The sequence below is a fragment of the Rhodococcus sp. NPDC079359 genome, from assembly GCF_040702585.1.
GTDB lineage: Bacteria > Actinomycetota > Actinomycetes > Mycobacteriales > Mycobacteriaceae > Rhodococcoides.
In genome coordinates this window covers 460,304-475,284 of the sequence record NZ_JBFBLH010000003.1, presented here as the reverse complement: position 1 = coordinate 475,284, position 14,981 = coordinate 460,304, and the positions used below count along the sequence as shown (strand labels likewise).

Below are 14,981 nucleotides of genomic sequence, written 5' to 3'. Positions count from 1 at the left end.
TTGGAGTCGAGAACCGTCATCCCCCTTTTCATCGGTCCTACAAGGCCGATCGAAAAGGGGGATGTTTCGTTTCCACGAACCACCGGGGAGCGCTGAAAGCCGTGAGCGCGGGCGTCGATGTCCTAATGTCCATGCTGTGAACCAGCTGTCCTTCTTCTCCGCCGAGTCGTTGCCGCCCGCGGTGACCGATCTCGGTGGGCTGCTGGCTGCCACCGGCCATGTCGTCACCTCGGCGGGTGCGGCCCGAATTTCGGTCGTGGTCGACGCTCAGTGGCGCGCGGATGCCATCGCCGAACTCATCGAGCAATGCGGTCTGACGCCGGAGCTCGGTCGATCGGAGGAGGACAGGCCTCTGGTGCGTACCGCGTCGGTGCCCGAACTGTCCGCTTTGGCGTCTCTGTGGACCAAGGGTGCCGTCAAGGCCGTCCCGCCCGGTTGGGTACCGGGTTCTCGCGAACTGCGCGCCTGGGTGCTCGCGTCGGGTCGTCCCGAGGCGGAGGGGGAGCGGTACGTGCTCGGTCTGGATCCCCACGCGCCGGAAACTCACGCCGTCCTCGCTCAGTCGTTGATGCGCGCGGGCATCGCGCCGACGCTGATCGGCACGCGTGGGTCCAATCCGGGCCTCCGAATCACCGGTCGACGCCGGCTGCTGCGGCTCACCGAGAACGTCGGCGAGGCTCCACAGAACGTGGACGCACGTACCAATTGGCCCCACGCCGAGTAGGCCGATCTGTGACTGATCTGCGAGTATTTGGCCGACGTATGTCAGTCTGTTAGTAGTGGGACAGGCAAATCTGCCTGTGAAAACGCACTAGGGAAGGTTCGGCAGCAAGGTGGCAGCACGTAACAACGGCACGGGGGACAGCTCCGCCGAGCCACGTCGTCTGGTCATTGTCGAGTCTCCGACCAAGGCAAAGAAGATCGCCCCGTACCTCGGGAGCAACTACGTCGTCGAGGCCTCCGTCGGCCATATTCGCGACCTTCCCCGCGGTGCCGCGGACGTTCCCGCCAAGTACAAGGGTGAGCCCTGGGCACGTCTCGGCGTGGACGTCGACCACGACTTCGAGGCCCTGTACGTCGTCTCGCCCGAGAAGAAGGGCAAGGTCGCAGAGCTGAAAAGCCTGCTCAAGGACGCCGACGAGCTCTATCTCGCCACTGACCCCGACCGCGAGGGTGAGGCCATCGCCTGGCATCTCCTCGAGACCCTGAACCCCAAGATCCCGGTTCGACGCATGGTGTTCCACGAGATCACCAAGCCGGCCATTCTCGCTGCCGCCGCCGATACCCGTGACCTCGATCAAGACCTCGTCGACGCCCAGGAGACCCGTCGTATCCTCGACCGTCTCTACGGCTACGAGGTCAGCCCGGTGCTGTGGAAGAAGGTCATGCCGAAGCTCTCGGCAGGCCGAGTGCAGTCCGTCGCCACCCGCATCGTCGTCCAGCGCGAGCGCGAGCGGATGGCGTTCCGCAGTGCCGAGTACTGGGACATCTCCGCCACGCTCGACGCCGGAGCCGACGCCACCCCGCGCAGCTTCGGAGCCCGCCTGGTCAATGTCGACGGCAATCGCGTCGCCGCAGGTCGTGACTTCGGGGCAGACGGCAAGCTCAAGTCCGACTCGGTGACCGTGCTCGACGAACCGCGTGCCCGACGCCTCGCCGAGGCTCTCGAAGGCGTCGACCTGACGGTCGCGTCCGCCGAGGACAAGCCGTACACCCGCAAGCCGTACCCGCCGTTCATGACGTCGACGCTGCAGCAGGAAGCCGCCCGCAAATTGCGCTTCAGCTCCGAGCGCACCATGCGCGTCGCGCAGCGGCTGTACGAGAACGGCTACATCACCTACATGCGTACCGACTCGACGACGCTGTCCGCGTCGGCGATCTCGGCGGCACGTACCCAGGCGACCGAGCTCTACGGACCGGAGTACGTCCATCCGTCGCCGCGTCAGTACACGCGCAAGGTCAAGAACGCGCAGGAGGCCCACGAGGCCATCCGCCCGTCCGGTGATGTCTTCCAGACACCCGGTCAGTTGCACTCGGCCCTGCAGACCGACGAATTCCGCCTCTACGAGCTGATCTGGCAGCGCACGGTCGCGTCGCAGATGGCCGACGTGCGCGGCACCACGCTGACACTGCGCATCACCGGAACGGCCGGAACCGGCGAGGAGTGCACGTTCTCCGCTTCGGGGCGCACCATCACGTTCGCCGGCTTCCTCAAGGCCTACGTGGAGAGCGTCGACGATCAGGCCGGCGGACAGTCCGACGACGCCGAATCACGTTTGCCCGCACTGGTTCAGGGCCAGGCCGTCACCGCCACCCAGCTCGACCCCGACGGTCACACCACCAACCCGCCCGCGCGTTTCACCGAGGCGTCGCTCATCAAGACGCTCGAGGAGCTGGGCATCGGTCGGCCGTCGACGTATTCGTCGATCATCAAGACCATTCTCGACCGCGGTTACGTCTACAAGCGCGGCAGTGCACTGGTGCCGTCGTGGGTGGCGTTCTCGGTGGTTGCGTTGCTGGAGGCGCACTTCGGGCGTCTGGTGGACTTCGACTTCACCGCAGGCATGGAGGACGACCTCGACGCCATCGCGGGAGGCCGTGAGCGACGCGGCAATTGGCTGCAGAGCTTCTACTTCGGCGGCGACACCGGTGCCGAGGGTTCGGTGGCTCGCTCCGGTGGACTGAAGAAGATGGTCGGCCAGAATCTCGAAGAGATCGACGCCCGCACCATCAACTCCATCCGTCTGTTCGACGACTCCGAGGGTCGCGAAATCCATGTGCGCGTGGGCCGTTACGGTCCGTACCTCGAGCGCATGGTCAAGAACGATGACGATCCGGACGGCGATCCGATCAGCCAGCGCGCCAACCTGCCCGACGATCTTCCGCCGGACGAGTTGACGATCGACTTCGCCGAAAAGCTGTTCGCCACACCGCAAGAGGGACGCAAGCTCGGTGTCGATCCGCTGACCGGTCACGACATCGTCGCGAAGGAAGGCCGTTTCGGTCCCTACGTCACCGAGATCCTGCCCGAGCCGGAACCCGAACCCACGCCCCCCGAGCCCGATATCGTCCCGGTGCCGTCCGGCAACGACGGTGACGGTGGCGGTGGCGTCAAGACCGCGGTGAAGAAGGCGGCGGCCAAGAAAGCTCCGGCCAAGAAGGCGGCTGCGAAGAAGGCAACCGGCCCCAAGCCGCGCACCGGTTCTCTGCTCAAGTCCATGGACCTGGCGACCATCACGCTCGAGGATGCGCTCAAGCTGCTCTCGCTGCCCCGCGTCGTCGGAGTCGATCCGGAGTCCAAGGAAGAGATCCTCGCGCAGAACGGTCGATACGGCCCGTACCTGAAGAAGGGCACCGACTCTCGCTCGCTTGCCGACGAGGATCAGATGTTCACCGTCACCTTGGAAGAGGCGCTGAAGATCTACGCCGAGCCCAAGCGTCGGGGTCGTCAGGGCGAAGCCAAGCCGCCGCTGCGTGAGTTGGGCGTCGACCCGATCAGTGAGAAGCCGATGGTGATCAAGGACGGTCGCTTCGGGCCGTACGTCACCGACGGCGAGACCAACGCCAGCCTGCGCAAGGACGACGAGGTCGAGTCGATCACCGACGATCGTGCGTCGGAGTTGTTGGCGGACAGGCGTGCTCGTGGTCCGGTGAAGAAGAAGGCACCGGCGAAGAAGGCTGCCGCCAAGAAGGCTCCGGCCAAGAAGGCCGCAGCGAAGAAGGCTCCGGCGAAGAAAGCTGCTGCCAAGAAGACGGCGACCAAGACCACTGCCGCGAAGAAGACCCCGGCCAAGAAGGCACCGGCGAAGAAGACCGACACCGAGTAACCGCCGAGCTCGAAGTTATGGATGTGAAAACGGTTCAAAGCCGCCGTAACTTCGAGTTCGCGGGTTCGGGTTGTCGGCCCCAACCACTAGGGTTGCGTGCATGGCGGGTGTGTTCGATCGATTGGTCGGTCAGGAAGATGTCGAGGCCGATCTGACGGCCGCTGCGGTGGCCGCTCGCACCGGCGTCGACTCGTCGGCGATGACGCATTCGTGGCTGTTCACCGGCCCGCCGGGATCCGGCCGTTCCATCGCGGCCCTGTGCTTCGCTGCGGCATTGCAGTGCACCACCGAGGGCACTCCCGGGTGTGGGCACTGCCAGGCCTGCTCGACCACCGTGGCCGGCACTCACGGCGATGTGCGACGCGTCGTGCCCGAGGGGTTGAGCATCAGCACCAAGGAGATGCGAGACATCGTCTCCATCGCCTCGCGTCGACCCAGCACCGGGTTGTGGCAGGTGGTGGTGGTCGAGGACGCCGACCGGCTCACCGAGGGTGCCGGAAACGTGCTGCTCAAGGTCGTCGAGGAGCCGCCGGCCAAGACGGTGTTCCTTCTGTGTGCGCCGTCGGTCGATCCGCAGGACATCTCGGTGACTCTGCGCTCGCGGTGCCGGCACGTTTCGTTGGTGACGCCCACGGTGCCGGCGATCGCGCAGGTGCTGCAGACCCGCGACAAGCTCGACGCCGAGACGGCCGAGTGGGCCGCGTCGATCAGCGGCGGTCACGTGGGCAGAGCGCGTCGTCTCGCCACCGACGAGGACGCCCGAGCGCGTCGTAAACGTGCACTGACGCTGGCGTCGGCTGCAGCCCGGCCCAATCAGGCGTACCTCGCGGCCGAGGAGCTGGTGAAGGCCGCCGAGGACGAGGCCAAGGAGATGAGCGCCTCCCGCGACGAGGCCGAGACCGAGGAGTTGCGGACGGCTCTCGGAGCCGGAGGTACCGGCAAGGGTGCGGCGGGCGCGCTGCGTGGCTCGGCCGGGGTGCTCAAGGACCTCGAGAAGCGGCAGAAGTCGAGGGCCACCAGAACCGGTCGTGATTCACTCGATCGCGCGTTGATGGATCTGGTGGGCCTGTATCGAGATGCGCTCGCTCGCTCGTACGGATCGACCGCCACGGCGACCCATCCCGACATGGCCGAGCAGGTCGAGCGAATGGCAAAAGCCGTCTCGCCCGAGGCGCTGCTGAAGAGTATCGAGGCAATCCTCGAATGCCGAGAGTCGTTGGCAGTCAATGCAAAACCGAAGTTCGCCATCTACGCGTTGGTCGGGACGCTGGGCGACGTGCTGCGCTAGGGGCCGAGCCCGCCTCGCGGCTCGAGGGAGGGCGATTTTCGTTTCGACGTGATGCTCCGTTAGACTCACCAACGCCGAAAGGCACGCCGCCTTAGCTCAGTCGGTAGAGCATTTCACTCGTAATGAAAAGGTCAAGAGTTCGATTCTCTTAGGCGGCTCAGAGGCGAGAAGCCCCTCACCAGTAGGACTTGGTGAGGGGCTTTTTCGTGTTCTGCTCCGGTAAGCGTCAGGCCGGCTGATGTGGTCGCGCCGCGCTCGCGAGCGTGCTTATCGGCTGACCTTTCCGCGTCGGCCAGCCGGCCCGTGAGGTAAGTGCTGACGGTCTTCCGGTCGTCGTTGTGTGGTTGCTGCGACTATGACCGGTACCGCTTGTGGTACCTGTACCGAAAGTGGTACCTTTCCGCTCTGAAGGCGACTTCCCGCGCAACGCGGGGCCGAACAGAAGAGAGTTGCCCGCGCACGGCGGGCCGCACACGTCCGACGGCGACCGCCAACGCCACGGACCGGAGGAGCCGAGATCGAAATGTCAGCCATCACTCGCACCGAAGCCCGCAAGAGTCTGTTCCCGCTTGTCGAACAGGTCGTAGAGGATCACACCCCCGTAGAGATCGTTTCCAAGGGAGGCAACGCGATTCTCATGTCGAAGGCCGACTACGACGCGATGGTCGAGACCGCGTATCTCTTGCGCAGTCCCGCCAACGCAACGCACCTACTGAAAAGCATGGAGCAGGCCCGCCGCGGGGAGGTGAAACCCAGAAAGCTGGCCGAATGACCGAGGTCCGATTCACCGAAGAAGGATGGGACAGCTACACGTCCTGGACCGTCGTCGACAAGAAGATGGTCGCCCGCATCAACAAACTGATCGACGCGACTTTGCGCGACCCATACGCCGGGATCGGCAAGCCCGAGCCCTTGAAATATGCTCTGGCCGGGGCATGGTCACGACGCATCGACACCGAACACCGACTCGTCTACCTGCCTCCGAGCGACGACAATCCAGACCTCGTCATCGTGTCGGCGAGATACCACTACTGACATACCTCGGCACCCGGGCATTGATCCTCTGATCGAAGCGCCAGCGCTCCATCGGCCTGTTCGTCGCGTCGGTCCTGCAAGATGACTTCATGCGAACCGATAGCACCCGCGGTGACCTGATGACAGCCATCGTCACCACCGGCATCGGCGGGTACGACAAACTCGTCGTGTCCGAGGTGCCGATACCTGTGCCAGGGCCGGGCGAGGTGCTCGTTCGCGTGTTGGCGGCGGGGATGAACAACACCGAGATCAACACGCGCGTGGGCTGGTACGCGGACGGCGGGTGGAACGACGCGACGCCTTTCCCGTTGATTCAGGGCACCGACTGCTGCGGTCTCGTGTGTGCGAGTCCGGCGACGGACGAATCCATCGTCGGCAGCCGAGTCCTGGTTCGATCGTGCATGCGCGTCGACGGCTTCTCGTCGGGCGAGACGCGCTGGTTGGGTTCGGACATGGACGGCGCGTTCGCGCAGTTCGTCGTCGTTCCGGCAAGCGAGATCTTCGCGGTCGACTGTGGGTGGACCGATGCGGAGCTGGCGACGATTCCGTGTGCCTACGGCACGGCGGAGAACATGATCGCCCGCGCGGGGGTGCGTCGAGGGTCGACGGTACTCATCACCGGCGCGTCGGGCGGAGTCGGTTCTGCCGCAGTGCAACTCGCCGCTCGTCGCGGTGCCCGCGTGATCGGCGTCGCGAGCCGCGCCAAGCACGATCAGCTCCGCGAACTCGGCGTCGACGAGGTGTACGGGCGCGATGTCGACGTGGTGGACGCCCTCGGCAAGCGCAGCGTCGATGTGGTGATCGACAATGTCGCAGGCGACGGTTTCGGCCCTTTGCTCGACGTCCTCGTGCGTGGGGGAACGTACGTGTCCTCCGGCGCGATCGCAGGACCCGTCGTCGCGTTGGATCTACGGACGATGTACCTGAACGACCTGACGCTCCTCGGCTGTACGGCGTGGGACGAGGACGTGTTTCCGAACCTCGTGTCGTACATCGAAGCCGGTGAGATTCGTCCCCTGTTGGCCGAGTCGTTTCCGCTGGAGCAGATCGCGGCCGCGCAGCAACGCTTCCTGGAGAGGGACCACGTCGGAAAGTTCGTGCTCGTTCCTCCGGTGGTCCGCGATCAGGTGTGATCTCCAGGCACACTGGACAGAGTGTTCGCCTCCCTCGCCCCGGCTCGCCGTCGTCTCGTGTTCGTCTTACTCGCCCTCGTATTGGTCGCGGTCGTCGCGGCTGTGGCGGCCTTCGTCGCATCGCGCCCCGCGAACGACCCCGTCGCGAGCGTCGACCAGTCCGTTCCCGGCCCGGTGCTGCTGATCCCCGGGTTCGGCGGATCCACCGACTCGCTGGAGGTGCTCGCGGCCGAACTACGTGAGGACGGCCGCGACGCCACCGTCGTAGCTCTGCCCGACGGTGGCGTCGGCGATCTGACCGTGCAGGCGCAGACCCTGCGCGACGCCGTCGACGCGGCTCTGACTCGGACGGGAGCGAGCTCGGTCGACGTCGTCGGGTATTCCGCCGGCGGGGTGGTGGCCCGGCTCTGGGCCGCCGACCTGGGCGGTGCCGAGCAGGCCCGACGCATCGTCACTCTCGGCTCCCCGCACCACGGCACTCAGGTGGCGGCTCTGGCGGCCCAGTTCGTGCCCGACCAGTGCGCGACCGCCTGTCAGCAGCTCGCCCCGGACAGTTCCGCGTTCGCCGCCCTGAACTCCGGGGACGAGACCCCGGAGGGGCCGCAGTGGGTGTCGATCTGGACCGAGTTGGATCAGGTGGTGACCCCGCCGACGTCGGCCGAACTCGACGGGGCCGTCAACATCCCCGTTCAGAGCGTGTGTGCGGACTCGACCGTCGATCACGGGAACCTGCCGCGCGATCCTCTGGTCGGCGCGATGGTCTCTGCCCAGTTGGACGGCGACTCCACCACCCAGCTCGGCGCAGCTGATTGCAGCCGTCTCAGCTCGTGATGTCCTTGGTGGTGAAGTTCGCCCACGCCGCGCCGAGAAGAACGACGACGTAGACGCCCTGCACACCGACGCCGCGCATCAGGTCCCGCGTCGGCACCGGATCGCGGAACAGGTCGACGAACGCCAACCAGTATCGCGTCGGCAGGTACGGCGCGATGGCGTCGGCGGCGTCCAGCGTCAGCAGCAGCGAGCTCGCGATGAGGAACGCCAACGCGCCCAACGTCGCGGCGAGCGGGGAGTCGGTCAGAGTCGACAGGAACAGGCCCATGGCGGCGACTCCGAGCATGGACATGGTCACGTAGAGCACGGCGATGACGGTGCGCGTGGCGACCTGTTCGTCGGTCAGCACTGTGCCGGACACGCTGGAGACGCCCCCCAGGGTCGTGACGTCGAACAGCGTCGTGCCGACGAAGTATGCGATGACGGCCACGACGACGACGGCCAGCAGTACGAAGGCGGCAACCGAGATCAGCTTCGCCACCAGCAGTTTGGTTCGTCCCACCGGGCGGGCGAGCAGGTAGCGCAGCGTGCCGGCCTGGGCCTCCCCGGCGACGGCATCGCCTGCGATCACCGACACGGCGACGGGCAGGAACAGCGGGAGCACGATGGCGAGCGCGGCGAGCGGAAACAGCTGGCCGTTGGTGGTCACCGCAGAGAGGAAGGCGGGGCCTTCGCCGGGACGCGGACCGACGTCGGTGAGGGCGAGGAGGCCCGCGACGATGGTCGGCAGCAGATTGAGCAGAAGGATGACGACCCAGGTGCGGGGTCGGCTCAGCATTGCGCGCAGTTCGACGCCGATCATGCGGTCACCTCGGTCCGGGTGGCGCTGTCTCGAAGTGCGCCGGGGGCGTCGACTCTGTCGGAACTGGCCCCGGTGACCGCCAGCACGGACTGTTCCAGGCTCATCCGTTGCTCGCTCAGCTCGCTCACCCGGACTCCGCCCTCCACGAGGAGCCGGTTCAGCTCGGCTGGGTCCCGGTGCTCGACGATCAGTTGCTGACCCACACGTTCGAGCACCGTGGCCCCGTCGACGCCGGAGAGCAGGGAGACGGCGTGGGCGGGATCGGCGGTGCGCACCGACACCCGGCCGGTGGACCGCTGCATCGAGGACAGCTGGTCCTGTAGGACGAGTCGACCTCGATCGAGCACCCCCACTCGGTCGCACAGTTGCTCCACCTCGGCCAGCAGATGGCTGGAGAGAAACACCGTGGTGCCTCGAGAGTGCAAGCCCAGCAGCAACTCTCGAATCTCGAGGATTCCCTGTGGGTCGAGTCCGTTGGTCGGCTCGTCGAGGATCAGCAGTTCGGGGGTACGCATCAGCGCCGCCGCCAGCCCGAGACGCTGCCGCATGCCGAGCGAGTACTGCTTGACCGGTCTGCGTCCCACCCCGGCGAGGCCCACCTGCTCGAGAGCTTCACCGACCCTGGTTTTCCGGGTACGCCGGGACCCACCCGGACCGGCCGCGTCGAGCAGCGTGAGGTTTCTGCGTCCGGACAGGTTGGGGTAGGCGGCGGGGTTCTCGATCAGCGCCCCCACGCGTGGCAGCACGCTTCTGCGTCGCCGGGGCATCTCTTCGCCGAGCACCTGTATCTGCCCGGAGGTCGCCAGTACCAGGCCGAGCAGCATGCGCACGGTCGTCGTCTTGCCGGAGCCGTTGGCGCCCACGAAGCCGTAGATGTCGCCGGCGCGTACGTCGAGGTCGACACCGTCGACTGCCCGCACCGATCCGTAGCTCTTGGTCAGGCCGGTCGTGCGGATCATGTGGCTGCTCCTCCGAGCTGTTGGGCGGCGGTCGTCAGGGTCTCCGCGGTGACGGTGCCGGACAGCAGATAGCGACGCCGGTCGTCGGTGGGTCCGGTGACGAGGACGTTGAGTGGACCGAGCGACACCGCGACGCTGTCGTCGGTGACGATTGCCCCGGGGGCGGACTGCAACTGTTCGACGAGTCCGCCCGCGGCGCGTCGCGGCAGGGGAACGGCGAACAGTTCGGTCACACCGCGGCCGTAGATTCCCACCGACCCCTGGCCTTCGCGGGGGCGCAGATCGAGGCCGGACAGGGTCGACGGCAGGCCTGCGGTGTCGAGCCGGTCGGCGAACGAGGCGATGTCGCCACCGTCCTGCTGCTGCACGTCGGTACCGGGCGGGGGAACGAAACGGACGGTGTCGGCATCGGGGGTCGCGGAGGAGAAGTCGAGGAACGCGGTGCTGACGACCGGACGGGTGGCCCCGGCTCCCAGTACGTCGACCTGCAGCGGGAGCCCGCTGCCGGGGTCGACCCAGACGTCGACTCCGGTGACGGTGCTCTGCGGCTGGCTGGGGACGAGCCTCAGGCCAGGGGCGTCCTGGCCGGCGATCCGGCGTGCCGGAAGCCGGGTGACCTCATCCGCGGTCGCCTCGCTCAGCAACCGCTGCCCCAGCTCCGGGGGTAGCAGGTCGGCCTCGCGTGGCAGGCGCAGGCTCGGTTCGGGGACCGGGGTCACCACGGCCGTGTTCTGCTCGTAGTCCCATCTCCACAGCCGCGTCGGGCTCCGGTAGAGACCGCGCTCACCGGCCAGACGCACGGTGTCGACGCGCCAGCTGTCCGGGGCGCGATACCAGGCACGCAGAGAGGTGGTGTCGCCGAGCAGATCCGGCAGGCCGCCGAGCCCCTCGGTCACCGGAATGATGACACCGCCGACCGCCTGGGCGTAGCCCGAGTACGGCGTCTCGGTGGAGGACTTGACCTGTTCGAGCAGTTCGGCCGCGCCGATGTCGGACGGGTCGACGGGCAAGCGCGCGATCACCGAGGGGGTTGCGACGAGCACGGCGATGCCGAGCACCACTGCCAGCCACCGCCACTTCTTGCGCACCTCTTCGACCGTACGGACGTACCCGAGGTGCTGCATGTGAGCTGCACGACGCTCGCCGCTAGCCCCTGAGCGTGAACTCCGCGTGACCGTAACTCACACCGTTGATCTGGAGCTCGATGGAGTGTGGGCCGGGGTAGTACTTCCGTGTGGTCAGCGGCTTGAACGAATGTTGCCGCCGCACATCGATGCTGTCGCCGGGCGTGATCGTTCTCGTCGTCAGCTTGAACGTCTTCCCAGTCACCCCACCGTTGGCTTTGGTGTGGTGCACGATGTAGTCGATCGCAACCTTGGCCGGTTCGGCGCCGACGTTGCGGATCGAGGCTGTGAACTCCACTTCTCCGCCCATGGGCAGCTCCGTGACGTCGAGGGTGGGCCCGTCCACCTCGAGGTCGGCCGGAGCGAACCCGAGCAGCTCGAGTGCGTCCCGGTTTCCCTTCTTGATCACCGTCCGAAGTGCATGTCGCACAAGCTTTTCGGTGTGTGCGTCCGGGCTGTCGAGCCACCGAGTGGTGGTCCTGACGACCAAGTCCGGGACGTCTCGGCTGACATCGTTGAGATGGTTGGCGACCGACCGTCGAACGTAATCACTGTCGTCTCGGTAGAGCCGGTCCAGGATCGCCACCGTGACGCCCGGGCGCGCGAGTATTTCGGGGACGCGCACCGACCACGGAAGATACGGGCGGGTGCCCTCCGACGCCAGACGCCGCACATGCTCGTCCGAGGATGTCGTCCAGTCCGACGCGATCGCGAGCGACCGATCCAGGTCGGCTCGAAGAAACGAGCGGATGGCGAATTCCGAGCTGAGTCGTCCGGTGAGCTCGGCGAGCAAGGCCATTCCGTCGTCGAATGCGCTCGAGGTGTTCTCCTCGACGGCCTTCGATGCGACAGCGCTCGTGACCGGCCAGACCGCCCAGCCCCGGAAGTCGGAATCGGTGGCGGCACGTCGGATGATGCGGGCGAACTCCGTGTAGGTGCCGGGCAGTGCCGTGAGCAGGCCGTCACGCAACAGATCTGCGCGGGCTCGAAGCGCGAGTGGACCCAGCCGATCGATCGATCCTTCGAGTACCGACAGGTCTGCGCCCGGAGCGGCGGTGCGCATGGTCCGAAACAGCGTGCCGGCCGCATCCGGGCCGAGGAGTTCGTCGGCGAAGGGCATGAGAGCTTCTTACCCGACGACTCTGCTCCACGGGTTCGTCGGGGCTCGACGCTGTGTCGAGGGCTGCGCGGGAGGGTGAAATCACCAGGCCGACACCTATTTCTCGGGCTGCGCCAATGGCGGCTGTGGGAATCGGAGTGGGATAACCTTCGTCGAATATCAAAGTGCTGAGCGGCTGGTCGACTCGGTTTCTCCGGCCGGACCGGTCTTTCCGCGCGGTGGGCTACAACCCTGGGGGTCGCGTCATGCCCGTCGTCTGTGTCGAGTGGATCCAGCGCGCCTGTTGTCGGACTCGATTCGGTGAGCACGCACTGTGAGCGGCTGGGTGTGGGTGGTGGTCCTCAACGGAATCACCGCTGCCGCGTATCTGGGGATCGTGCTGTTCATCGTCCGTGGGCTCATGCGGACCGGACAGCTGCGCAACAACAGGTTGGCGGTGGCCACAGCAGCGATCTTCCTGACCTGCGCCGCGCATCACCTGGTGCACGCGGTGCACCTGTGGACAGGATTCGACGGCCACGCCTCGCATCTCGCTGCAGGTTCAGGCGGGGGGATGCTCGACGCGATGCGAGAGTCGATGGGCGGCACCCTCGACGTTGCGGTGACGGCATCGACGGCACTTGCCGGTGTGATCTACCTGGGGATGCGTCGTTTCTACGGTCCGTTGCTCCGCTCGCCTTCGATGTTCGACGATGCGAGCGAGGCTCGATACCGGCAGTTGGCAGCCAACCTGCCGCACACGTCCGTTCTGGTCGTGGACTGCGATCTACGATTCGTCCTCGTCGAAGGTGCCGGTCTGGTGGCCGAGGGCTACGACCCACGACGGATGGAGGGGCAGCTGCTCCGAGACACGGTGTCGCCGGAAGCCTTCGCGTTGCTCGAGCCGCATTACCTGGCGGCCGTGGCGGGTGAGGAGATTTCGTTCGATTCCGTCAGTCCTCGAACGGGAGCGATCTTTCAGGTCGAAGCGAGGCCGTTGCGCGATGATTCGGGCCGGATAGTCGGTGCCATGGTGCTCTCCGAGGACGTCTCCGCCGAGCGGGCGGCGCGAGCCGAACTCGAGCAGGCCCGGGCCTTTCGTGACGCGGTGTTGACTGCTTCACCGGACATCACGACCGTCACCGCCGTCGATACCGGCCGGGTGACGTGGGCTTCTCGCAGCCTGCGGTCGTTGCTGACCGGACCACCTTCGGATGGAGCGGTCGAGGACGGTCGGGTGCCGTGGCTCGGACTCGGTCGGTCCGACGACTCCACTGACGGCGAGGATCGATTGGACGGGGTGGTGGAACAAGATGTCGAGGTCGTCCGAGCGGCGGACCGAACCGCGGCGTCGCTTCCGGAGGGCGAGAGCGTCAGTATCCGGTATCGGGTACTCGCGGCCGACGGCTCGCTGCGGTGGTTGTCCCGACGCACCACGCCCTTTCGACGTGGGCCGTCGGGTGAGGTGTCGGAGGTCCTCTCGGTGGTGCGGGAAGTGACCGACGTCGTCGAGGCAGAGCTCGCGCTCGAGCGAGCGGCCCTGCAGGATCCGCTGACAGGGCTGCCCAATCGGATGCTGCTGCTCGACCGTATCGGCTCGGCGATCGCACGCGGTGAGAGCACGGGAGCCGCTGCTGCGGTGCTGTTCTGCGATCTCGACGGATTCAAACGAGTGAACGACACCGGCGGGCATGCTGCCGGTGATGCGGTTCTCGTCGAGGTTGCGCGACGTCTGCGGTCGGTGCTGCGAGCCAACGATTCGATCGCCCGTGTCGGCGGTGACGAGTTCGTCCTCGTCGTCGATGCGTTGCCGGCCGAACGTGGAACCGACAAGCTTCCCGGTGCCGGGTTGGCGGAACGGGTCGCCGAGCGTATCCGAGCGGTTCTCGCCGCGCCGATCGTGTATCAGGGCAGCCAGTACGTGGTGTCGGCCAGCGTGGGCATGGTTTTGGTTCGCAAGGGTGCCAGCGCGCAGGAGGTACTGCGGGACGCGGATTCCGCGATGTACCGGGCCAAGCAACTCGGTAAGGACCGGATCGAATTGTTCGACGACGCGCTGCGCGCGAACGCCCTCGAGCGTGCATACATCGAGCGGACCTTGCGGGGTGCTCTCGATCCCGAACACCGCGGAGCTGCGAGGCTGAACGTCGTCTATCAGCCGGTCTACGACCTGGACAGCAGAGCGCTCACGAGCTTCGAGGCACTCGCGCGCTTACGTGACGACGACGGCGCAGGAATTACGCCGGACCGATTCATCCCGGTGGCCGAGGACACCGGTCTGATCTCCGAGCTCGGCGAGCGTGTGCTCGATGACGCACTGGGCACTCTGGTGCGATGGCGCGCGGCGAACCCGCTCGATTCGGACTCGGGTGTCCCCGTCACGATCGCCGTCAATCTCAGTGCCCGGCAGGCTCAACACGTGGACATGGCTGCTGTGGTGAGCGCGGCTCTGGGACGGCACCGAATGGCTCCGGCGGACCTGATTCTCGAACTCACCGAGTCGGTGCTGCTCGAGTCCGGCTCCTCGATGCTGCGTCAGCTCGGTGAACTGCGTGAGCTGGGTGTCGGCATCGCCATCGACGACTTCGGCACCGGATTCGCGAGTTTGCGGTATCTGGCCACACTGCCGGTGAGTGCAGTGAAGATCGATCGGTCGTTCACCGCCACGATGACCAGCGACGAGACGAGCAGCAGCATCGTTCGGGCGATCATCAACCTCGCCCGAGATCTGCATCTGGGGTGCGTGGTCGAAGGCATCGAAACCCCCGACCAGCTCGACGCATTGCCGAGTTTCGTTCAAGGACAGGGCTATCTGTTGGGTAGGCCCGCCGAGGTACCGTCGAACACCTGGGTCTCGTAACCCCGAAACGGGAAGGATCCACC

Annotated in this window: 12 protein-coding genes and 1 tRNA gene; 9 read left to right on the top strand and 4 right to left on the bottom strand. The window is 66.4% G+C overall.

Going from position 1 to position 14,981, the window contains the following annotated elements; all coding sequences use genetic code 11:
- Positions 1-136 precede the first annotated feature (136 nt).
- From AB0362_RS10585 to AB0362_RS10550, 8 genes are all read left to right on the top strand, one after another.
- Positions 137-724, top strand: a complete 588-nt coding sequence (locus AB0362_RS10585) for a hypothetical protein (protein ID WP_094638632.1) — start codon at positions 137-139, stop codon at positions 722-724.
- Between the two features lie 109 nt (positions 725-833).
- Positions 834-3,827, top strand: a complete 2,994-nt coding sequence (topA, locus tag AB0362_RS10580; RefSeq protein ID WP_317549719.1) for a type I DNA topoisomerase — start codon at positions 834-836, stop codon at positions 3,825-3,827.
- Between the two features lie 100 nt (positions 3,828-3,927).
- Positions 3,928-5,115: a DNA polymerase III subunit delta' gene (locus AB0362_RS10575; RefSeq protein WP_366235553.1), complete on the top strand. Its 1,188-nt coding sequence runs from the start codon at positions 3,928-3,930 to the stop codon at positions 5,113-5,115.
- A gap of 85 nt (positions 5,116-5,200) precedes the next feature.
- A tRNA-Thr gene (locus AB0362_RS10570) sits at positions 5,201-5,273 on the top strand.
- A gap of 365 nt (positions 5,274-5,638) precedes the next feature.
- Positions 5,639-5,887, top strand: coding sequence for a type II toxin-antitoxin system prevent-host-death family antitoxin (locus tag AB0362_RS10565; RefSeq protein ID WP_317809565.1), 249 nt, complete (start codon positions 5,639-5,641; stop codon positions 5,885-5,887).
- On the top strand, positions 5,884-6,150 hold the full coding sequence (locus AB0362_RS10560; protein WP_317549722.1) for a Txe/YoeB family addiction module toxin: 267 nt from the start codon (positions 5,884-5,886) through the stop codon (positions 6,148-6,150). The genes AB0362_RS10565 and AB0362_RS10560 overlap by 4 nt, the downstream gene beginning before the upstream one ends.
- A gap of 89 nt (positions 6,151-6,239) precedes the next feature.
- Positions 6,240-7,283 carry a zinc-binding dehydrogenase gene (locus tag AB0362_RS10555; RefSeq protein WP_366235552.1) on the top strand — a complete coding sequence of 348 codons (1,044 nt, stop codon included), beginning with the start codon at positions 6,240-6,242 and terminating at the stop codon, positions 7,281-7,283.
- 21 nt (positions 7,284-7,304) lie between these two features.
- Positions 7,305-8,114, top strand: a complete 810-nt coding sequence (locus AB0362_RS10550; RefSeq protein ID WP_366235551.1) for an alpha/beta fold hydrolase — start codon at positions 7,305-7,307, stop codon at positions 8,112-8,114.
- Here the strand turns inward: AB0362_RS10550 and AB0362_RS10545 are convergent.
- The 4 genes from AB0362_RS10545 to AB0362_RS10530 are packed head-to-tail and all read right to left on the bottom strand — an operon-like array spanning position 8,104 to position 12,119.
- Positions 8,104-8,916, bottom strand: coding sequence for an ABC transporter permease (locus AB0362_RS10545; protein ID WP_269595986.1), 813 nt, complete (start codon positions 8,914-8,916; stop codon positions 8,104-8,106). The two genes, AB0362_RS10550 and AB0362_RS10545, sit on opposite strands and share 11 nt — an antisense overlap.
- Entirely contained in the window at positions 8,913-9,875 is a 963-nt protein-coding gene (locus AB0362_RS10540) for an ATP-binding cassette domain-containing protein (protein WP_366235550.1), read from the bottom strand. The genes AB0362_RS10545 and AB0362_RS10540 overlap by 4 nt, the downstream gene beginning before the upstream one ends.
- Complete coding sequence (locus AB0362_RS10535; RefSeq protein WP_366235549.1) at positions 9,872-10,999, bottom strand: hypothetical protein; 1,128 nt, start codon at positions 10,997-10,999, stop codon at positions 9,872-9,874. Before AB0362_RS10535 ends, AB0362_RS10540 begins: the two co-directional genes overlap by 4 nt.
- 22 nt (positions 11,000-11,021) lie before the next feature.
- Entirely contained in the window at positions 11,022-12,119 is a 1,098-nt protein-coding gene (locus AB0362_RS10530; protein WP_366235548.1) for a DNA alkylation repair protein, read from the bottom strand.
- Positions 12,120-12,432: 313 nt separating this feature from the next.
- On the opposite strand from AB0362_RS10530, the gene AB0362_RS10525 reads away from it, so the two are divergent.
- Positions 12,433-14,958, top strand: coding sequence for an EAL domain-containing protein (locus AB0362_RS10525; protein WP_366235547.1), 2,526 nt, complete (start codon positions 12,433-12,435; stop codon positions 14,956-14,958).
- Positions 14,959-14,981 lie beyond the last annotated feature (23 nt).